This window comes from Salinibaculum salinum, assembly GCF_037645885.1.
GTDB classification, from domain to species: Archaea; Halobacteriota; Halobacteria; order Halobacteriales; family Haloarculaceae; genus Salinibaculum; species Salinibaculum salinum.
In genome coordinates this window covers 59,622-79,294 of record NZ_JBBENW010000018.1, presented here as the reverse complement: position 1 = coordinate 79,294, position 19,673 = coordinate 59,622, and the positions used below count along the sequence as shown (strand labels likewise).

The 19,673-nt window shown below is 59.7% G+C and carries 18 protein-coding genes; 5 read left to right on the top strand and 13 right to left on the bottom strand.

Annotation, left to right across the window (positions count from 1 at the left end; all coding sequences use genetic code 11):
• Positions 1 to 360 precede the first annotated feature (360 nt).
• The 5 genes from WDJ60_RS14955 to WDJ60_RS14935 all read right to left on the bottom strand — a co-directional run bounded on the left by WDJ60_RS14955 (position 361) and on the right by WDJ60_RS14935 (position 2,836).
• Positions 361 to 1,050 (bottom strand): metal-dependent transcriptional regulator, encoded by a 690-nt coding sequence (locus WDJ60_RS14955; RefSeq protein ID WP_340101410.1) that lies wholly within the window; start codon positions 1,048 to 1,050, stop codon positions 361 to 363.
• 94 nt (positions 1,051 to 1,144) lie between these two features.
• Positions 1,145 to 1,714, bottom strand: a complete 570-nt coding sequence (locus tag WDJ60_RS14950; protein WP_340101409.1) for a peroxidase-related enzyme — start codon at positions 1,712 to 1,714, stop codon at positions 1,145 to 1,147.
• A gap of 24 nt (positions 1,715 to 1,738) precedes the next feature.
• Positions 1,739 to 1,891: a hypothetical protein gene (locus WDJ60_RS14945; RefSeq protein ID WP_340101408.1), complete on the bottom strand. Its 153-nt coding sequence runs from the start codon at positions 1,889 to 1,891 to the stop codon at positions 1,739 to 1,741.
• A complete protein-coding gene (locus tag WDJ60_RS14940; RefSeq protein WP_340101406.1) occupies positions 1,891 to 2,322 on the bottom strand; it encodes a metal-dependent transcriptional regulator in 432 nt (143 codons plus the stop codon). The genes WDJ60_RS14945 and WDJ60_RS14940 overlap by 1 nt, the downstream gene beginning before the upstream one ends.
• A gap of 37 nt (positions 2,323 to 2,359) precedes the next feature.
• Positions 2,360 to 2,836: a ferritin-like domain-containing protein gene (locus WDJ60_RS14935; RefSeq protein ID WP_340101405.1), complete on the bottom strand. Its 477-nt coding sequence runs from the start codon at positions 2,834 to 2,836 to the stop codon at positions 2,360 to 2,362.
• Positions 2,837 to 2,979: 143 nt separating this feature from the next.
• Here WDJ60_RS14935 and WDJ60_RS14930 point away from each other — a divergent pair, with 143 nt between their 5' ends.
• Positions 2,980 to 3,399 (top strand): universal stress protein, encoded by a 420-nt coding sequence (locus tag WDJ60_RS14930; protein WP_340101403.1) that lies wholly within the window; start codon positions 2,980 to 2,982, stop codon positions 3,397 to 3,399.
• A 67-nt stretch (positions 3,400 to 3,466) separates the two neighbouring features.
• Here WDJ60_RS14930 and WDJ60_RS14925 read toward each other — a convergent pair whose 3' ends face one another.
• The 5 genes from WDJ60_RS14925 to WDJ60_RS14905 form a co-directional block, all read right to left on the bottom strand.
• A complete protein-coding gene (locus WDJ60_RS14925) occupies positions 3,467 to 4,573 on the bottom strand; it encodes an IS630 family transposase (RefSeq protein WP_340101412.1) in 1,107 nt (368 codons plus the stop codon).
• A 171-nt stretch (positions 4,574 to 4,744) separates the two neighbouring features.
• Entirely contained in the window at positions 4,745 to 5,965 is a 1,221-nt protein-coding gene (gene sufD / locus WDJ60_RS14920) for a Fe-S cluster assembly protein SufD (RefSeq protein WP_340101402.1), read from the bottom strand.
• A gap of 1 nt (position 5,966) precedes the next feature.
• Positions 5,967 to 7,397, bottom strand: a complete 1,431-nt coding sequence (sufB, locus tag WDJ60_RS14915) for a Fe-S cluster assembly protein SufB (RefSeq protein ID WP_340101400.1) — start codon at positions 7,395 to 7,397, stop codon at positions 5,967 to 5,969.
• Between the two features lie 33 nt (positions 7,398 to 7,430).
• Entirely contained in the window at positions 7,431 to 8,357 is a 927-nt protein-coding gene (locus tag WDJ60_RS14910; RefSeq protein WP_340101398.1) for an ABC transporter ATP-binding protein, read from the bottom strand.
• Positions 8,358 to 8,482: 125 nt separating this feature from the next.
• A complete protein-coding gene (locus WDJ60_RS14905; protein WP_340101396.1) occupies positions 8,483 to 12,520 on the bottom strand; it encodes a DNA polymerase domain-containing protein in 4,038 nt (1,345 codons plus the stop codon).
• Between the two features lie 156 nt (positions 12,521 to 12,676).
• Between WDJ60_RS14905 and WDJ60_RS14900 the strand changes: the two genes are divergently transcribed.
• From WDJ60_RS14900 to WDJ60_RS14890, 3 genes are all read left to right on the top strand, one after another.
• Positions 12,677 to 12,874 (top strand): DUF7331 family protein, encoded by a 198-nt coding sequence (locus WDJ60_RS14900; RefSeq protein ID WP_340101395.1) that lies wholly within the window; start codon positions 12,677 to 12,679, stop codon positions 12,872 to 12,874.
• Between the two features lie 65 nt (positions 12,875 to 12,939).
• Positions 12,940 to 13,332 carry a DUF7322 domain-containing protein gene (locus WDJ60_RS14895; RefSeq protein WP_340101394.1) on the top strand — a complete coding sequence of 131 codons (393 nt, stop codon included), beginning with the start codon at positions 12,940 to 12,942 and terminating at the stop codon, positions 13,330 to 13,332.
• A 24-nt stretch (positions 13,333 to 13,356) separates the two neighbouring features.
• Complete coding sequence (locus tag WDJ60_RS14890; RefSeq protein ID WP_340101392.1) at positions 13,357 to 13,788, top strand: DUF7346 family protein; 432 nt, start codon at positions 13,357 to 13,359, stop codon at positions 13,786 to 13,788.
• On the opposite strand, the gene rad50 is transcribed toward WDJ60_RS14890, so the two are convergent.
• The 3 genes from rad50 to WDJ60_RS14875 all read right to left on the bottom strand — a co-directional run bounded on the left by rad50 (position 13,785) and on the right by WDJ60_RS14875 (position 18,044).
• Positions 13,785 to 16,466, bottom strand: a complete 2,682-nt coding sequence (gene rad50 / locus WDJ60_RS14885; RefSeq protein WP_340101391.1) for a DNA double-strand break repair ATPase Rad50 — start codon at positions 16,464 to 16,466, stop codon at positions 13,785 to 13,787. The genes WDJ60_RS14890 and rad50 overlap by 4 nt on opposite strands.
• Entirely contained in the window at positions 16,463 to 17,692 is a 1,230-nt protein-coding gene (gene mre11, locus WDJ60_RS14880) for a DNA double-strand break repair protein Mre11 (RefSeq protein WP_340101390.1), read from the bottom strand. Before mre11 ends, rad50 begins: the two co-directional genes overlap by 4 nt.
• A gap of 82 nt (positions 17,693 to 17,774) precedes the next feature.
• Positions 17,775 to 18,044 carry a MarR family transcriptional regulator gene (locus WDJ60_RS14875; protein ID WP_340101389.1) on the bottom strand — a complete coding sequence of 90 codons (270 nt, stop codon included), beginning with the start codon at positions 18,042 to 18,044 and terminating at the stop codon, positions 17,775 to 17,777.
• Between the two features lie 198 nt (positions 18,045 to 18,242).
• Between WDJ60_RS14875 and pan1 the strand changes: the two genes are divergently transcribed.
• Positions 18,243 to 19,454, top strand: coding sequence for a proteasome-activating nucleotidase Pan1 (gene pan1, locus WDJ60_RS14870; RefSeq protein WP_340101388.1), 1,212 nt, complete (start codon positions 18,243 to 18,245; stop codon positions 19,452 to 19,454).
• The last annotated feature ends 219 nt before the right edge of the window (positions 19,455 to 19,673 follow it).

Here is a 19,673-nt window from a genome sequence, read left to right as displayed (position 1 = left end):
GCTGAATGAGCGCGCTCTCGCGGCTCATTCAGCGGAAAGCGGCGGTAGTCACCAGTTCTCTCAATTTTGTCAAACAACCTCACCGAGATCACTTTGGTTTTCGCTAGATAATGACCGAGATCTGATTAATTTCTTTGTCTCGTATCTATTCACGTTGAATTAATGCGCTGATGCTGAGTTATGGGTAAGAGACAGCACTCTAGGGCGGGGAAGATGTCAATCGGTCTCAAGTGGAGCCACACATCGACTCCAAACCAACTCCCACAACGTTCTTGCGGCTATCAACAACCTCTGTCACCGGATCCACCTGACTGAAGCCGTCGCGACGACCACCAATCGCAAATGCTCTGTCCGACAGTATCAGGCCAGGCTGCTGGCGTCTTCTGTCTCGCTGGCTTCGCTGACGCGAATCGCGCTCGCGATGCTGTCCGGGAGCGAGACTGACTCGCCGTTGCCGAGCAACACCGTCACCATGCCGATTGGTGCCACTTCTTCGACCGTGAGGGTCGTTCCGGGCGTGATACCCACGTCTTCGAGGTAGGCGAGTTCCTCCGGGTCGCGGTCGCGGACGCGCTCGACGACGACGCTATCTCCCTCCACGTGCTGGTCGAGTGTTTCTCCGATGAACTCCTCGACGGGGTCGAGGGCTTCAGTCGGGATCGGGTCGCCGTGGGGATCGACCTCGGGGTCGTCAAGCACCTCGGCGACGCGGCGCTCGAACTCCTCGCTGATGTGGTGTTCGAGTCTGTCGGCCTCGTCGTGGACCTCCGTCCAGTTGTAGCCTAACTGTTCGGCGAGGTACGTCTCGAGCAGGCGATGATGTCGGATAACCTCCAGTGCAACGGTCTCGCCCTCTCGGGTCAGCGTCACGCCCTTGTATTTTTCGCGCTCGACGAGCCCTCGCTCTTCGAGTTTCTCCATCATGCTCGTCGCTGTCGGCGCTGTCACGTCGAGTGTCTCCGCGATCGACGACGTGGACACCGGCCCCTCCCCCTGGGACTGCAACTCGTAGACCGTCTTGAGGTAGTCCTCCATCTTCGCACTCAGCATACTCTGTTTAGATGCGTCTAAATCAAAAGTGTATCGTCACCGTTGTTCGGCTCTGTACTCCTGTGTCGCTCCACTATTCAAACGCGAAGCGTTTTCAGTCTCGCCCCAGGCGATAGAACTCCTCGTTCGGTCGCATATCCGCGAGGTGTGCCATCCGATTCGAGAGATTGAACAGCGCTGCTGTCGAGCCGATGTCCCAGATCTCCTCCATCGAGAACCCGTGCTCACGAAGTTGTTCGATGTCTTCCTCTTCGACCCGCGCTGGGCGCTCGGTCAGCTTCACCGCGAGATCGCACATCGCACGGTGCGCATCACTGATGTCTGCCGTTCGGTAGTTGGTCGCCACCTGTTCGGCCAGGTGCGGGTCCTCGGCGTAGAGGCGAAGGAGCGCGCCGTGAGCCACGACACAGTACAGACAGTCGTTGGCGCCGCTGACAGCAACGATTATGAGTTCCAGTTCCTCCCGCGCCAGCGACGATTCCTCGACGAGCGCGTCGTAGTACCCGAAGAAGGCACGAAACTGTGCCGGCCGGTACGCAAACGCCGAGAAGACGTTCGGCGTGAAGCCGGCGCGTTCGGTTTCCGCCTCGATTCGTTCACGGACGTCTGCTGGAAGGTCCTCGGTGTCCGGTACTGGAAACCGGGTCATCGGTTCGTCGGCCATACTGGCGGTCGGGTCGGCGCGCTCTTAATCGTTCCCGCCGTTACTGTGGCTCCGGCCCGGAAGGAGGCCGTAGCGAGTCAGCACGATAAGAATCCCGTAGCCGATGACGCCGACGACGAACACCGTCGCCGGAATCAGGAATGGACCGAACGTCTCGACGAGGGTGTCGACGACCATCAGTCGGCAGCGTCGGCTTCTAGTTCAAGCAGCCCACACACGTCCTCTTCGGCGTTGAAACAGTCCGGACACTGCGGTTCGCGGTCGATAATCGTATCGAGGCGGTCGGCCACCGTCTCGTCAATAACCGGTGCCAGCTGTTCGGCCTCCTCGCGAAAGTTCTCGACTTCCAGCACTTCGATGAGGAAGCGCTCGATGATGCAGTAGTTCTGGATCGCATCCCGTGCGCGCTTGATTCCATCGTCGGTCAGGTCGACGCCTTTGTACTTCTCGTGGCTGACGAGCCCCTTGTCTTCGAGTTTCCCGACCATCTCGTTGGCACTCGCCGGGCTGACATCGAGGCTGTCCGCGATGCTCCCGGTCGACGCCGGGCCATCCTCGAGTTCCTGGATGAGATAAATTGCCTGGAGATACTGGTCTGCCGTGTTCACTGCCGACACCTCCGCTGTCTGCGTTCGACGTATCTTGTCATGCTCGCTCCTCCATCAGTTCGGTCACTTCCTCGACGCCGGCCTCTTCGTCGGCACGAATCTCGCGCAGCACGGAGAGCAGATGGTCTCGGTCGAGGCCGAAACTCGCGTCAGACTCCTCGATGGCTGCGATGAGGTCATCGTAGAACTTGTATGCCGTCTCCTCGTTGCACAGTTGGTCGTAGAGGATACCGTCGAAGTCCTGGTCGGCCTCGTACTGCTGTTCGACGAGCAGCTTTATTTCGTCGAACGGAATCGTGTCTGCTTCCAGTCCGTCGACGAGCGTATCGAGTCGCTCGCGGTGGGTCGCTGATTCGGCCGCTGCCTCGCGGAGGAACGCTCGGACGTTGTCGTCCAGGTCGTCTGTATTCGCGTGCTTGGCGGCGCGCGCCTCGACGACCTCCTCCAGCACGACGCCAATCTGGAGCAAGCGCACCAGTTGGTGGTCCGATGCCACCGACTGCTGGATGCTCACGCCGACCACCGAGACTGTCCTCTCGCTACCATACCAGTTCGTCGGGTAGGCGGAAACTTAAACCCGCTGTCCGCACCATCCCTCGTTTGCGTGCCGACGCCGTCTGCGCTGGCATTTATCAGCGTTGCAGTTGTACAGTGGGTATGTCAACCCGCATTCTCGTCCCGATGGACGACTCCGAGATGGCCCAGCAGGCACTCCGCTACGCATTCGAGTTCTTCCCCGATGCCGAGGTGATGGTCCTGCATGTCGTTGGTACGCCTTCTTCGATGCTGGGGTCTGCGACCGGCTTTGCGCTCGAAGACAACCTCGAGACGGCCGTAGACGAGGCGTCAGAACAGGTTTTCGAAACCGCACACGACATCGCCGATGAGTACGACCGTTCTATCGACACCTGCACGCAGGTCGGGCATCCGGTTCGAGCGATTCTCAACGCTGCCGACGATTTCGACACCATCGTTGTCGGGACGCACAGCGGGAGTCTTGCCGACCGACTGTTCATCGGAAACGTCACCGAGAAAATCGTCCGCCAGTCCCCAGTCCCGGTGACCGTCGCGCGGTAGGGAAACTTTCTACTCACGGATCACTTTCGTTCCCTGTTCGTAATGTAATTCGAGGTCGCTATAGTGATTAGACTAACTTATTGAGATAGTTGTCAAGATGGTTCTCGATCCACGAGGAGGCGAAGCTAAGTTGGTTAGTCAAATTTCCGAATAGTTCTGTGATACGTCTTTGATACTCATCACCATCTTCGACAATGAACGGCGAAGATTCCCACTTGAGACTCTTCCAAACTGGTTCGATCGGATTGAGATCGGGCGATCCGACTGGAAGAAATACCAAATCTATCCCGAGTTCGTGTGCTCGCTTGCGCGTGTACTTACACACGTGTGACGAGAAATTATCCAACACGAGCAGAATCCGCTTGCCGGGATTCTGCTCGCGGACTTTCTCGAAACACCCGCAAATCTTCTCTTTCTCTTGATTCGGTGGAAACGACAGGACACTCTCACCGTTGAGAGCGTAGAACCCAGCCGCTGGTGTGTCGATCTTCACCAACTTCCGCTCAATGTGAGGCTCATCAACGGTATACAGCCGCTGAGAATTGTCCCACGGTTGTGGGTGAGAAATATCGAAGAATCCGACAACAGCGCCTCCGTCTGTTCGGATGTCCTCGTCGCGGTCCCAGTCTTCGTCGTCAGTGTCGTCCTCGCGTTTGTTGTGAGGCTGCTCAAGGGCTTCCTCGTCGAACGCGTACCTGACGCGTTCGTCGAGGATCTCTTCAGCGTTCTCTGGTCGATCAGGACGTTTCGTTCGAGGAATGGCATAGTGGAGGCCAAGCTTGTCCAGAAACGTTGGGAGGTAGTGTGGGTGATATTCGACATCGAACTCCTCGTTGAGAAGGTGCTGAATCTCTTGTTTCTTCCAGGGCTGTCCCTCACGGAGGCGTGCAATGAGTTGTTCTTGTTGGGCTTCGTCGAGCTTCGGGGGCCTGCCGCCCCCGAAGTTCGGCGTCAGTTTTCCGAGTCCACCTTCGTTCCACCGTGTCACCCAGTTGCTTGCCGTTCCTTGTGAGACCCCTATATCTTCAGCTGCTGCTGCCAGCGCTGCGCCGTCGTAGAGACGCTTGAGAAACGTGAGTCGTTTGTACTCTTTGATACTGTCCGTTTCAGACTGGAGACGATCTAGTTCCTCTTCGGTTAGGTGTCTCACAACCTCTCTTTCACGTCCTACCACACGTACCCCAACTGATGCCAGCCTCACAAAAGCTTCCCTGAGTCACTAAAGACCTACTCGCGGAGACGCCGAAAATCAAACCGCAATTTTCGAGCCGTTCGTTCGTGAGCCGCAGGCTCACTGCTCGCGGCAAATGCCGCTCGCAATTCGGAGATTCCTGACGGAATCTCCCTACTCACGAAGACGAGCAGCGACCTGCTCTTCGAGGTCTTCGCGGAGTTCGTCGACAGCGACCTCTTCGAGGACGGGCACGAAGAAGCCCTCGACGAGGAGGTTCTTCGCGGTCACGGGGTCGATACTCCGGGAGGTCATGTAGAACAGGTCTTCCTCGTCGACCTGTCCGACTGTCGCGGAGTGGGACGCTTCGGTGTCATGGTTGTTGATGATGAGCTTCGGCGATGCGTCGGCCTCGCTCTCGTCGCTCAGCATCAGGGTATTCTCGCGCTGGTACGATGAGGTGTTCCAGGCGTCGCGGCCGACGTCCTGCACACCTTCGTAGACCGAGCGGGCGCTGTCCTGGAGGACACCGCGGGTAACGAGGTCCGCGGTCGTGTTCTCGTTTTCGTGCCAGACGCGACTGGCGATGTCGAAGTGCTGGTCCTCGTGACCGAAGAACGCGCCGACAATCTGAGACTCCGAGGAGTCGCCGACGAGGCGCGTCTCGACGTTCGTTTTCGTCAGTCGGGAACCAAGGTTCCCCTCGATCCAGTTGAGGGTCCCGTAGGTGCCAGCGTGGCCGCGCTTGACCGAGAAGTTGTACGTCTCCTCGCTCAGGTTCTGGAGCGCGCCGTACTGGACGTTGGCGTTCTCGCCGACGACTGCCTCGACGATGCCGCTGTAGTAGCGACCCTCGTCGACAGGTTTGGCGTCCTCACCAGTGGACTGCCGTTCGAGAATCGTGACCGAGGACGATTCCTCGGCAACCACGAGCGTGTAGTTGAACAGCGACCGGGAGTTCATCCGCGTTCGAATCTTCACGTCCTCGGCATCGACGCCCTCGGGGACGTAGACGACGGTGCCGGCGCTGAAGAGGGCCGTCGACAGCGCGGTCAGATAGTCGCGCTGTGGGTCGACGATGCTGCCGAAGTGTTCCTCGATGACATCGCCGTGCTGGTCGAGCGCCTCGCTCCACTCCAGGACGTCGACACCATCGGCGTCGACGCGGTCTTTCTCTTGTGCGTAGTCGAGCGGGTCGACGAGTGTCTCGTAGTCGAGCGCGTCGAGGTTCGTCCACTCGCGGCCCGGCGTCTTGATGACGTCGGGCATCGCGAGGTCGCCGAGCGCTTCGAACGCCTCGAGACGCGTCTCGAGCAGCCACTCCGGCTCGTCGAGGTCCTCGCTGATCTGTTCGACCTGGTCCGCTGTGACTTCCGCGTGTACCTGCGTACTCATATTATCCGAGGCTACCCTCCATCTCCAGTTCGATGAGACGGTTCAGCTCGACTGCGTACTCGATGGGCAGTTCCTCCGTAATCGGCTCGATGAAGCCGGCGACGATCATCTGCTTTGCGTCGTCGTCGTCCAGGCCACGGCTCTGGAGGTAGAACACGTCCTCGTCGCCAATCTTGCCGACGGTCGCCTCGTGGGCCACGTCGACTTTCTGCTCCTGAATCTCCATGTATGGCATGGTGTCCGACGTGGACTCGTTGTCGAACATCAGCGCGTCACACTCGACGGACGTGGAGGAGTTCTCCGCGCCGTCGGCGATGTGGACGAGACCACGGTAGTTCGTTCGGCCGCCGTCCTTGCTGATGGACTTGGACTCGATGGTCGACTTCGTATCCGGCGCGTTGTGGTAGACCTTCGCGCCGGTGTCGATGTTCTGGCCCTCGCCCGCGAAGGCGATGGTGATGTGGTTGTCCGTCGCGCCCGGCCCCTTGAGGACCGTCGACGGGTACAGCATCGTCGCTTTGGATCCCATGGAACCGGACACCCACTCCATCGTGCCCTCTTCTTCGCAAATCGCACGCTTGGTGTTGAGGTTGTAGGTGTTCTTCGACCAGTTCTGCACAGTGGAATACTGAACGTGGGCGTTCTCGCCGACGAATACTTCCACGCCACCGCTGTGGAGGTTAAACGCCGAGTACTTCGGGGCGGAACAGCCCTCGATGTAGTGGACCTCGGAGTTCTCCTCGGCGATGATGAGCGTGTGCTCGAACTGGCCCATCCCTTCGGAGTTCATCCGGAAGTACGCCTGCACGGGCATGTTGACCGTGGTGTCTTCCGGAATGTAGACGAACGAGCCACCGGACCAGATCGCACCGTGGAGTGCAGCGAACTTGTTGTCGCTCGGGGGAACGCACTTCGTCATGAAGTGCTCTTTGACGATCTCTTCGTGCTCCTGGACGGCCTTGTCCATGTCACAGAAGATGACGCCTTTCTCCTCCCACTGCTCCTGCATGTTCTGGTAGACAATCTCGGACTCGTACTGGGCACCGACGCCGGAGAGTGCGTTTTTCTCGGCTTCCGGAATGCCCAGTTTGTCGAAGGTGTCCTGAATCTCCTCGGGGAGGTCTTCCCAGTTCTCTGCGCCGCCACGGGTTTCGATGTCGGGGCGGATGTAGGGAACGATGTGGTCGATGTCGACCTCCGAAAGGTCGGGAGCGCCGGGCCAACCGGTCGGCATCGGCATCTCCTGGAACTGTTCGAGCGCGCGGAGGCGTCGCTCGAGCATCCATTCGGGCTCGTCCTTGTCCTCGGAGATGACCCGAACGGTCTCCTCCGTGAGGCCTTTCTCTGTCTCAAAGGCGGACTTCTCCTCCTTCTTGAACTCGAAGCGAGCCTCGGTGTCGGTCTCTTGTAGGTGGTCTTGGTCTGAACTCATTGTTGTAATGTTATTTTATTGATATTTTCCGCGTTATGCTGCCTCGTAGACTTCCTCGCGGACCCAGTCGTATCCCTTGTCCTCGAGTTTCTCGGCCAGCGCCGCGTCACCGCTCTTTGCGATTTCGCCGTCGAGCATCACGTGGACGTGGTCCGGTTCGACGTAGTCGAGGATGCGCTGGTAGTGCGTAATCTGAAGGATACCGGCACCCTGCTCGTCGCGGAGCGCGTTGATACCGTTGGAGACGTCCTGCAGACGGTCGATGTCGAGCCCGGAGTCGATTTCGTCCAGCACTGCAATCGAGGGTTCCAGAATCGCTGCCTGGAGCACCTCGTTCTGTTTCTTCTCCCCACCGGAGAAGCCCGCGTTGAGATAGCGGCTGGCGAACTTCTCGTCCATGTCGAGTTGCTCCATCTTCTCCTGGAGAATCTGCTGGAACTCGGCGACACCGATTTCGCCTTCCTCGACGTTGCCCTCCATCGGAGAGGTGTCGTAGCCCGCCGCGTCTTCTTTGGTTGCCTCGGCTTCTTCTTCGGCCTCCTCTTCCTCGTCTTCCTCGAAGAGTTCCTCGCGTTCCTCGAGTTTGGCGTTGAGCGCCGTTCGGAGGAAGTTCACCATCGTGACACCCTCGATTTCCGCGGGGTACTGGAACCCGAGGAAGATGCCGAGTGCGGCACGTTCGTTCGGTTCGAGGTCGAGCAGATCCCACGTCTGCAGATCTTCGGGAATCTCCTCGTCGAACTCGTCGTCGTCGAGGTGAAGGAGCACGTCACCGCCGGTAACCTCGTAGGCAGGGTGGCCGGCAATAATCTTCGCCAGCGTGGACTTCCCGCTGCCGTTCGGTCCCATCAGCGCGTGAATCTCGTTGCTGCGTACTTCGAGGTCGACGCCACGAAGAATGGTCTCGCCGTCCTCTTCGGCAACTTTCGCCTGGAGGTTATCGATTTCGAGTGTAGCCATGGTAGTCTTAGGTCAACCGAAAGGTGGTGCCAATCACCCATAATGCTTTCGCATTCCCATGTTCAAGCTTCCGTAAAAGAAAAATTAATTTTCGATGTGTGTAACTCTCGGGTTGGCAGTGGCGGTTACATATACTGGCCGAGACCCGTCTGTTCCTGCCCGGATTTGACTTCTTCCCAGGAGATGCCGAGCGCTTCGATGATGCGCTCGATGGGACCTTTCAGCGTCTTGTCGAGCATCTTGTCCCAATCGACCTCGAACGCGTCTGGGACCTGGTCGTCGTACTCGAAGCAAATCACATCGGGGTCGCGTTTGAACTCCCCGTACAGCGGGTCTTCGGAGGGGTCCAGTCCCTGCTCTGACTGGACTCGTTGGAAGAAGTCGGGGTGGACCTTCTTCAGATAGAGGCGCTTCGGTTTCGAGCCGCGCTGGAAGTTCGTCCCCAGCAGGAGGTTGGCGTACTTCGCCCCACGCACCTGTGCGGTGTCGGTGTCGTAGTTGTCCAGTTTCTTGCCGATGCCGCCGGGGATACCTACGTCGTCGAGCGAGACGTTCCCTGCCCGGAAGTCCTCGATGACTTCGTGGAGGTACTCGGTGACTGTCTCGGTGTCTTCCCCCATGACAATCATGTCGATGACCTCCTTCTGGACTTCCTTGGTGATGGGTGCGATATCCGAGCGCTGGTACTCGAAACCCGTAATGTCGATGTTGTCGACGTCTTTGCCCTCCTTCCAGACGATATGACCCGCGTAGCGCTTCTTTTTCCCTGCCTGGAAGAAGCGTCGGTAGAGCTTCTCGAACTCGATTTCGAAGCGGTGGAACTGAGCGTTCAACTCTTCGAGCGCGAACTCGTCGTAGGACGCGTTTATCGTCTCCTCTAACTCGAATCCTTTCTCGATAGTTGCCGCGATGGTTTCGAGTTCGTCGTCGTCCATCTCCGGGTGTTTCTCGCGCATCTCGTCGGTGACTTCCACGTCGCCCTCGACATCTTCCGGCCCAATGTCTCCAACTTCCAACATGACTGAATCCGTATCTCCGTAGACCACTTCGTACCCCTCTCTCTGGACAACTTCGTCAGTGTACTCGATGACATCTCGACCCGTCGCTGTGACGGCGGCCCCCATCTCCTTGTCGTAGAGCCGGAAGCGGTCCCATCCCAAAACGCCGTAGAGCGATTGACCGACGAATTGGAACTTACCATTTCGGCCGGCAAGCAGGGTGTGATTGTCCTCCACAGTAACACAGTAGACACCGTTCTCGGCCTGACTCCGCTCGGCACTCCGGTGCATTCGGAGGGTGTTTTTGGCATCTTCGCTGACGTAGATTCTCCAGGACCCACTGTCTCGGTTGTAGTTCGCCGTTAATCCGAGATGTGCACAGAGTCGGAGTACGCCGTCCCGCAACTGCTCACTCGACGTGGTGTATCGCCACGAGTTCTTTTGTCTATCACCGTCGCCAGCGATAAGCGTCTCGAGGAACCGCTGTTTTTGCCTTTCACTCAACGTGAACACGAACTCGGGGATTTTCTTCTCGTAGCTACCGTCGCCACAGATGTTTCTGAGTAAGTTACCGAAGAGCAGAGAGGTGAACTGGTAACTCTGGTCGTCGACGTAGTAGTCCAGTTCCATCCGGTCGAGCAACTCACCGATAGCGCTGTGATCGCTTTCTCCACCATCCGGAACAGCAGTGGCGTCCTGCGCTATCTTCACTGTCGTCGCTGACCCACGGGGCTTTTCGCCGAACTCCTTTGTTTCGGACGTGTAGATATTACCCTCCGTGATGTACCAGGCGAGCAGTTCGAGGAAGTCGTCGCCCCCGTAGGTTCGCGGAATCCACTTTCGTCCGGATTCAGCGTGGATGTACGTTCGGTCCGCGACCGATTTGATGTACTCTCTGTGCTCTTCGAACTCCCCCGGACCGAACACGTACCCTTCCTCCCCCACGTTGTTTTTCAGCACTTTGTCGGGATAGTACCCGATTTCTGAGGCGAACGTGTGTCCGTGGACCGACGGTCGGACCCAGACCTCGTACTCGTCGACGTACTCGGTGAGATCCACCCTGTCCAGTGGTTCTCCATCGGGACCATCCCAGGCGTGGGGCAGCTCGTAGTTCGTCGCTCGGTCCAGATTTCCTGCTTCTTCGAAACCCCACCCGTCTTCGGTGATGCCGTTCGTCTCGTTTTTCCGGACGAGCATCCGGTGATTCGGGGTAACACTGAAATCGATTTTGCTCGTTTCGATGTCGACCAGTTCGCCCTCGTAGTCGGGATACGACTGCGTCTCGACGACTGGCTTGATTTCCATCTCCATTGTCTCCGGATCGAGTGAATACACCTCGTCTCCGATATCGAGATCCCGAATCCCACGAATGCCCTGTGGTGTCAGCACGTCCGTATCCGGCGTGAAGCAGTTCATAATCACCTTAACAGCCGCCTGCTGCCGGTCAAACTGCTCGTACTCGGGGTCTGATGGGTCGTGTTCGTTCCGCAGTGATTTCTTCTCTTCGCGTTCTGATAGAAGCTCGTCGACCATCTCCCGGATGACGCCGTCGGGTTCCTTCTGGAAGTGGGTGCCGTTGGGTGCGCGGTAAGTGTCGCCGTCGTACTCCTCGGGGTCGACCTTGGTCTCTGGCGATGCGTTCGTCGTCACCATGCACATCGGGTAGAGCGATTTGAGGTCGAGGACGCTCACGTTCTCGCGAACGCCGGTGATGGGGTCGAAGACGGCACCGCCCTCGTAGTCCTCGCTCTCCTGTTGCCCCTTCGAGGGGAGGGCGAACTCGCCGTGGAGTTTGTGGAGGACGTACATGTCGACGGCGTCGCCCGGTGTGGTGGCGTCCTCTATCTTGCAGCCAACGAACTGGCGGACCTCGTCCCAGAAGTCGACGATGTCCTGTTCGCGGTCCAGTTCGACACAGAGTTCCACGTCACGGAGATTGTACTCAAGCAGTCGTTCGGGGTCGTTCTCCCAGAGGTCGCCGATGTCGCCGGTGTAGCGTTCCTTCCCGACGCCCAGTTCCTGTTCGCCCACCGCGTCTAGTCGGTAGGAGTCCAGTTCGGAGAACTGCGTCCGCTGGTAGGCGTAGAGGAGGTCGAAGACGACGCGGCCCTTGATGTCGGGACCCTGCCAGTCTGAGCGCCAGACCTCGTCGACGCGCGAGAGACGGTTGAAATCCAGGTCGTGGTCGGTCCCGCCGTCGAGTCGGTCCAGGCGGTCGATGAGATAGGGAGCGTCGAAGTCGTCGAAGTTCCACCCGCTGAGCACGTCGGGGTCGGTCTCGTCGATGTAGTCGAGGAAGGCATCAAGCATCGCCTCCTCGGTGTCGAAGGTTCGAACCTCGATGTCCGCGTTCTCGTCGAGCGGGTCGTGTCCCGAGAGGTCGGTCGGCAGTTCGGCGTCGCCAACGGGGGCGTCGAACAGCCAGACGATGTACTCGTCGAGCGTGGAGTCGTGAGAGGTGAGACAGATGATGGGTTCCTCGCCCTCCTCGGGAAAGCCCGACCGGTCGTCGACTTCGATGTCGAAGACGTTGACACGAAGTGGGGCTGCCACCTCGACTGGTTCGAGTTCGTCGTGGTGGGCGCGAATCGTCGTGCGGTCGCTATCATCGTCGACGATCCGGGCGGGGACGCGCACGCCGCTGGTGATGTCCTTGTCGATGAGCAGCCGATTCGGAAAGAGGATGTCCGCCTCGTAGTGGTCGAACTCGTCACGAATCTGGCCCACGTCGCGCGGTGTCTGGCCGAAAATCTTCACCAGTTCTTCGCCGCGAATCGACTCGTAGGGCTCGCCGTCCTCGTCGGTTTCTTCCCAGCCGGTGATGCGGTCGTACTCTCGGAGACGACCTTCGGTGATGTTCTTGGCAGGTGCGTAGAAGTACGGCCGGAATTCGTGGACGCGCACGTGGACGGGATCCTCAGATTCGGTTCGGCCGAAGACGTGGACGACTGGTTGTTCGTCGGCACCGTTGCCCTCGATCGTGTAGTCGACCTGCGTGACGACCAGTTCGACAGTACCGTCGGCATCTGGGTAGAGTTGTTCGGAGGGGTCGACGTGGGTGGCATTTGACCCACCGTTGCCCGCGACGGCCGCGGCCTCCTCGGCAGGCCGGCCGCCCTCGTCGTCAGCGTCTTCCCCGAAGTCCCCGATTTCGAACTGTCCCATTGATGGCCGTCCGTTCGATACGGGTGCGTAAAATCCCGACGGTCTGAGGGACTCCCCGTCTCTATCCGGTCGGTTAGGAGCCTCCTACGACAGCCGAAAGGAATCGTTACCGATGCCGGAAAGTATTTGGTACGATGTAGCATACCAGTTTCATAGATGAGCGAAGGTACGGATCGAGAGACGGCACGTGGTAGCGAGAACGAAGGGAACGCACAGGCGGTCGAACTCGAACCGGACGCGGTGGCAGCCGTCGGTGCCTACGAAGAAGGCGACGACACCGTATTTTACGACACGGAGAATCCACTCGCGTGGGTTCAGACCGACCAGCCGGTCAACCTCGAGGAGATGGCCTGAGCGGCGATACAGGGTGTGCCAGGCCGACCGAACCGCATTTTGCACTCGGCAGTCAACGGGTAGCCGTGCTTGACGGGATAGACGACGGAGACGAGAACGGGGAATCGTTCCCTGAGCACGAGGTACTCGACGAGAAGTATCAGGAACCCGATCAGCAGCAACTCCGTCCCGACATCCCGACTGCGCCGGACACGACCGGCAGGGACATCGACCCCGTCGTGGAGGGTACCTTCTGGACGCTCGTTGTCGTGTTCAACGTCGGCTTGCTCGTGGTGAGTGTCGGCGTCTTATTCGTCATCTTTCAGGAAAATCAGCGTCTCGGCTGGCAACTTGCCGCCGCCGGTGCTGTCGTTCTCGGCTATGGCGTCTACCGATATCGAAGTGCCAAACAGCTCATCGACGAGCGTGTCACGGACGGCGACGGGGACGCTGCTGGCAGCGACAATCACAACGAGTAACTCCGAACGGCTCGAAACAGCGGTATGCGCACGGTTCGAGACGCGGACGACAATCGCTATCTCCTGCTCAAAGAGTCGGCCCAGTCGAGTCTCGTCCGTGACCCGGCAACCGGCGAGCAACGCCATCTCCCGAACGACGACTGGGAACTCGTTGACGGCGAATCACCACTCGAGACGGCGGCCAGCGCACTTCCGGAGACTGTCCGACGCGTGATGACCGCTGTCCACGACGAACGTGCACTGGGTCTCCTGCTCGAGATCGACGCGCAAAGCCCGGTCGGTATCCGGACGCTTCTCTCTGCGTACGACCTCTGTGAGAGCGACCTCCACGGACTGCTCACTGAATTCCGCGCCGCCGGACTCGTCGAGGAGGCGATGGCGAACGGTCAGCGCGGCTACGCCACCACAGACAAAGCAAGCGAGGCACTGGCGCTGCTCCAGCACGACGCCGACTAGTCGCCGGCTTCTGCCAGCACCGCGGCATCGGCAGTCTCCGCGCGTTCGACGGTCGAACGGTTCGTCGTCGCGTCCTTCCGAACTCGGAGCAGGTCGTCGGCCGCCCCCACGAGTTCCTCGTCGTGACTGACGACCAGAATCTGCTCGACACCGAGGTCTCGCATCGCGCCGACCAGCTCCACCAGCTGTGAGACATGTCCTGAATCGAGGAAGACGGTCGGCTCGTCCAGAATGAGCGGTGGCATCGGGGCCGCTCCCTCGATACCTTCCGCGAGCAGCCGGTAGATGGCACACCGGAGACTGAGATTAAAGAGCGCCCGCTCACCCCCCGAGAGCTGCCCGGGGTCGAGTGTCTCACCGTCTTTCTGGTAGACCGTGAGTTCGTACTCCCCGTCGAGTTCCAGTCGCGAGTAGGAGTCGTTCTCGTAGACCAGGTCGAACGTCTCGTTGAGCATCCGTTCGAGACTCTCGACGTTGCGCTGGCGCAGTTCCGCGCGCAACTGCCCGTACATCTCCTGTAACTGTTCGGCCTCCTCGTACAGCGAATCCAACTTCTCGACGGTCGCTGCAATCTGGTCACGGCGGTCCCGGAGCGTCTCCAGGTCTTCGATTTCCGCTTTCACGCCACCGATGTCGTTCTGGAGTCTGGATTTCTCGTCCTCCAGTTCAGAGAGCTTCTCCCGGACCTGTTCGAGGTACGACTCGGCGCGCTCTTTCTCACCTCTGGCTTCCTCGATGCGGTCTTCGTCGAACGTCTCCTGTAGTTCGCTCCGGCGCTCGCGTTTGTCCGCCAGGTGCTCGCGGCGCTCCTCGTTGCGCTCGTCTTTCTCCGCGCGCGCCTCCCGAATCTGCTCGATTCGGTCGTCGAGGTCTGAAACCCGCTCGATTTCCGCCTCCAGTTTCTCCAGTCGGTCGACCCGCTCCGTCAGTTCGGCCTTCTCCTGGTTGCACTCCGCAATCGCTTCCCGGCACTCGGCGGCCTGTTCGCGCGCCTCGGCTGCCGTCTCGCGAACCTGCTCGGCTTCACTCTCCAGTTCCGCCGCTTCCTCGCGAAGTTCGGTCGCCCTCTCTGACTTCTCCGACAGTGTGGCTTCCCGCTCTTCGACAAGTTGCTCGACGTTCGACCGGTCGTTGTTCCGCTTTTCGATAGCCGCCTCGTGTTCGGCCAATTCCTCCAGTCGCTCCAGTTTCTCGGCGAGTTCTGACTCGCGTTCGCGGAGTGACTGCAGGTTTTCTTCCAGCTGCTCGACTTCCGCTCGGCGGTCGTCGATTGATTCGACGTGTGGTGACCCGTCGACTGGCTGGCCACACTCTGGACATTTTCCGGCGTCGAGTAGGGATTGGGCCTCCGCGAGACGCTCCTCTGCGCTGGCCAGTTTCTCCTCGGTTCCCGCGCGCTCTTCGCGTACGTCTGCCAACTCTTTCCCGACGGCTTCACGCTCGGTGTCGGCCTCCCCGACGTCGACGGGTGCATCAGTGAAGGCTGCACGATGCTCGGCGATTTCCTCGTCGATGACCTCCAGTTGTTCGCGTTTCTCGGCAAGCAGGTCTCGTGCGTCGGTTACGTCCTGTTCGAGTTCGTCTGCCTCCTCGCGCTTCGATTCCGCCTGGGATTCCAGTTCGTCGGCTCGCTGGTTCGCGTTCTCGGCGTCGCTGTCGTGCTCTTTCTTTTCGACGCTCAGCTCACGGATGCGCTCGGTCACCTCGTCGATCTCCGCTTCCAGTTCACCGACTTGGGCCGTCACTGTCTCGGCGGTCGCAGTGTCGAGGTCAGTTTTCGCGAGCAGTTCGTCGCGCCGTTCGACCGACTCAGTTCTCTCCTCGCGTACCTCGGTCAGTTCGTCGGCTAACTGCTCGCGTTCGCGTTCCGTCTCCTCTATTCTCTCCCGGAGATCGTCGATGTCGGCAGTCAGATCGGTCAGTTCCTGCTGTTTGTCCTCGTACTCTTCGAGCACCGATTTGGCGTCTTCGAGCGTCTGCTCTGCGTTCTGCCGGTTCGAGTCGAAGCGGTCGATGTCGTTCTCAACTTCCGCAAGCCCCGACTGGAGGCCGTTGAGTCGCTCGTGGAGATCTTTCTCCTCTTTGTCTGCAATCTGAGCCTCGATTTCAGAGAGCGCTCCCTGTTTGTCGTCGCGGACGCGTCCGACGCCCACGCGGGCCTGGCTGGCCCGTTCGCGGTACTCCTCTAGTTTGCCGAGTTGGAGCAGGTCGTCGAGCATGTCCTGGCGCTCGCCCGGTGAGGCGTTGATGAGTTTGTTCACCTCGCCCTGGCGGACGTACGCACAGTTGACGAACGCCTCGTTGTCCATCCGGAGCAGTTCTGTGACCCGTCCTCGAACGTCTCGCGCACCCTCGTAAGTCCCCTCCGGTCCCTCCAGAACGGCCTTGGTCGTCTGTGCGTTCCCGTTTCTGACACTGAGTCGGCGCTCGATGTGGTAGGACTCGCCGTCGTGGGTGAACCACAGTTCGACGACCGAGCTGTCGGCGCCGATGGTGACAACCTCGTCCAGTGTCTTCTCCAGTGCCTTCGAGCCGTAGAGTGCGAAAAAGCACGCCTCCAGCAGCGAGGATTTCCCGCTGCCGTTGAGGCCGTGGATGACCGTCACGCCGAGGTCGAGCGTTACGTCCACCTCGTCGTAGCATTTGAACTGCTCCAGTCGGATGCGGTCGAATCTCATAGGTAGTCCTCCATCGTCACCTGTCCGTCGTCATCGCTCTCACCTGTCATCTCTCCGCCGCTAGCACTCGCCGGCTGTCCGTCGGTGTCGCCCTCGCTCTCATCTGCGGACTGGAAAGCCCCGCTGTCCGCGTCAGCGGCGAACTCCTGAACTCTCTCTTCGACGGCGTCGGCGACGTTCGAGTCGGGGACCTTGCTCGCACGAATTGTCTCGTCGAGATCGCGGGCCGCCGGACTGAGTCCGAGGTCGCGAATCCGCTCGCGCACAGCCTCGTCGGGGTCGGCGAAGCTCACGTCCACGTCGCCTTCGTCGGTTAGCTCGCGGTGGTCGGTGACGCGGGCAATCAGCGCACTGCGGTCGTCGGCGAACTCCTCGATTGTCGCCGGTGCAATCGGGTCACCCTCGCCGCTAATCGAGACGACCACAACTGCATCCGTGAGGTCGTACTGCCCGACGCGTTCTCGCACGCGCTTCGCACCCTCTCCCTCTTGCAGTTCCACGTCGACGAAGACGAACTCGCGTGTGTCGAGGCCGCGCCGACGGATGTCGATATCATCGTCAAAGACGACCAGATTGTAGCCGCGCTCGTCGCGCTCGTCAGCGCTCGCGCGCTCCGTGGACCCACAGTAAGTCAGCCACGCTTCGTGGGGCTCGTCGACCTGTTTGGTCTGGGGTTTGTGGTTGTCGCCGAGCAGGACGGCGTCGAAGGCGACGTTGGCCTCGGCAAGTACCTCCTGTGCGTCCCAGTCACCGTGGGGGAACGGCTGGAAGAGGCCGTGTGAAACCAGCACGGCGTGTTCGGCGTCGTGGGGGATGAAGTCGTACTCCAGGTCATCGCGTTTCGCGCGGGCGACGAAGTCGAGACCGTAGAACGCCACGTCGTCGAGTTCCACCGGCTCCGGACCGAGTCGTATCGCCAACCCGAGTGACTCGAAGAGGTCGAGCCACTGGGCGTCGCGCTTGGATTCGTGGTTGCCGACGACGGCAAGAAATGGAATGTCGGCGTCGTCGAGCAGTTGGAGGACTGACATCGCGCCCATGATGTCGGGGAGGGTCGGTTGGCGGTCGTGAAAGAGGTCACCGGCGTGGACGACGGCAGCAACGTCGTCATCGATTGCGTCTTTCGCGACCTGTCGAAAGGCGTCCAGAAAGTCCTCGCGTCGCTCGGGCCGGTGATACTGCTGGTAGCCGAGATGTGTATCCCCCGTGTGGATGACCCGGGTCATTGCGGAGTGGTAGACGGCCACCCTGTTTATGCGTTGTTAGAGCGAGGTGAAAGTAGTCGTCAATCAGGCGAAGCGCGCTCGCTCACTCGATTTCGAGCGTATAGATCCGCTTGCGTGCGTCGGCAAACGAAAACCGCGACGTGACGACACCGACGTCTTCCAGTCGGCTCAGCGCGTATCTGACCGTCCGCGGGGGGAGCATCGTCTCCTCGGCCAGCTGACTCTGCGTCAGCGTATCGTTGTACTCCAGTACCTTTGCGACCAGTTTTGCACTCGGCGGCAGGTCCGCTACTGCACTCCATCCACTCTCGTCGCCACCGGATTCGGTGGTGGCTGTCTCGGATGCACTCATTGTACTACTCCTTCAGCAATACAGACTAATAATATTTCCCAATCTAATTTATAACTGCAGGACATCTAGTTGCCGCTATCGAAACGGCGTGGCAATCGATGCACCGTGGGTCACTAGTTATCATGGTTCCGAAACGAAATATCAACGGTTGGAACTGACCCGAAACCTCTTATTAGGCGGTGCACTAGAAGGGGTGTAATGACCGATACTGTGGACGACGTCGATATGCCGTACGACGAAGACGTCTCCCAGCAGGAGATGATTGACTCACTCCAGGAGCGCCTGGAGGTACTCGAAGCCCAGAACGAGGAGATGCGAGACAAGCTCCTCGATGCCAACGCCGAGAACAACAAGTACCAGCAGAAGCTGGAGCGGCTCACTCACGAGAACAAGAAGCTCAAGCAGTCGCCGCTGTTCGTGGCCACAGTCCAGGAACTCACCGACGAGGGCGTTATCATCAAACAGCACGGCAACAACCAGGAAGCGTTGACCGAAGTCACCGAGGAGATGCGTGACTCGCTGGAGCCCGACTCCCGGGTCGCGGTCAACAACTCCCTGTCCATCGTCAAGAGCCTCGACGACGAGACGGACGTGCGTGCTCGCGTGATGCAAGTCGAAGAGTCCCCTGGCGTCGACTACACGGACATCGGCGGAATCGAAGAACAGGTCGAGGAAGTTCGCGAAACCGTCGAGATGCCGCTCAAGAACCCTGGCATGTTCGAAGACGTGGGGATCGACCCACCGTCTGGCGTACTCTTGCACGGCCCGCCGGGCACGGGGAAGACGATGCTCGCGAAAGCCGTGGCGAACCAGACCGACGCCACGTTCATCAAGATGGCCGGGTCGGAACTCGTCCACAAGTTCATCGGTGAGGGCGCGAAACTCGTTCGTGACCTCTTCGAACTCGCCCGTCAGCACGAACCCGCCGTCATCTTCATCGACGAGATTGACGCCATCGCTGCCAAGCGGACGGACTCGAAGACCAGCGGCGACGCAGAAGTCCAGCGGACGATGATGCAACTCCTCTCGGAGATGGACGGCTTCGAGGACCGTGGTGAAATCCGCATCATCGCCGCGACCAACCGCTTCGACATGCTCGACCGTGCCATCCTCCGCCCGGGTCGCTTCGACCGCCTCATCGAAGTGCCAAAGCCCGACGTGACTGGCCGCGAGCAGATCTTCAAAATCCACACGCGCAACATGAACATTGCCGACGACGTGGACTTTGGCGTGCTTGCCGACATGGCCGTCGAGGCCTCCGGTGCCGACGTGAAGGCTATCTGTACCGAGGCTGGGATGTTCGCCATTCGCGAGGACCGGACCGAGGTTCGGATGACCGACTTCGAGAGCGCCTACGACAAAATCGAGAAGGAAGAGGAAGACGAAGACGTGTCTCGGACGTTCGCCTAACAGCACCCACTTTTTGTTTCGTCGGGCCTCGGGCGCGCTCTTCGAGCGCGCACCGGACCCCTCCTCACAAAAACTTGGGGAAAAACACCGCGGGAGCAAGCTCCCGCGAGCCCTCACTCACTTCGTTCGTGAGGACGACCGCTCACGCTCGGTAGAGCGTTCGCGGTTGCTATAGTCATGGTACCGCAGACAGCAGTCCTGCCTTTCCCCGGGTCGCGC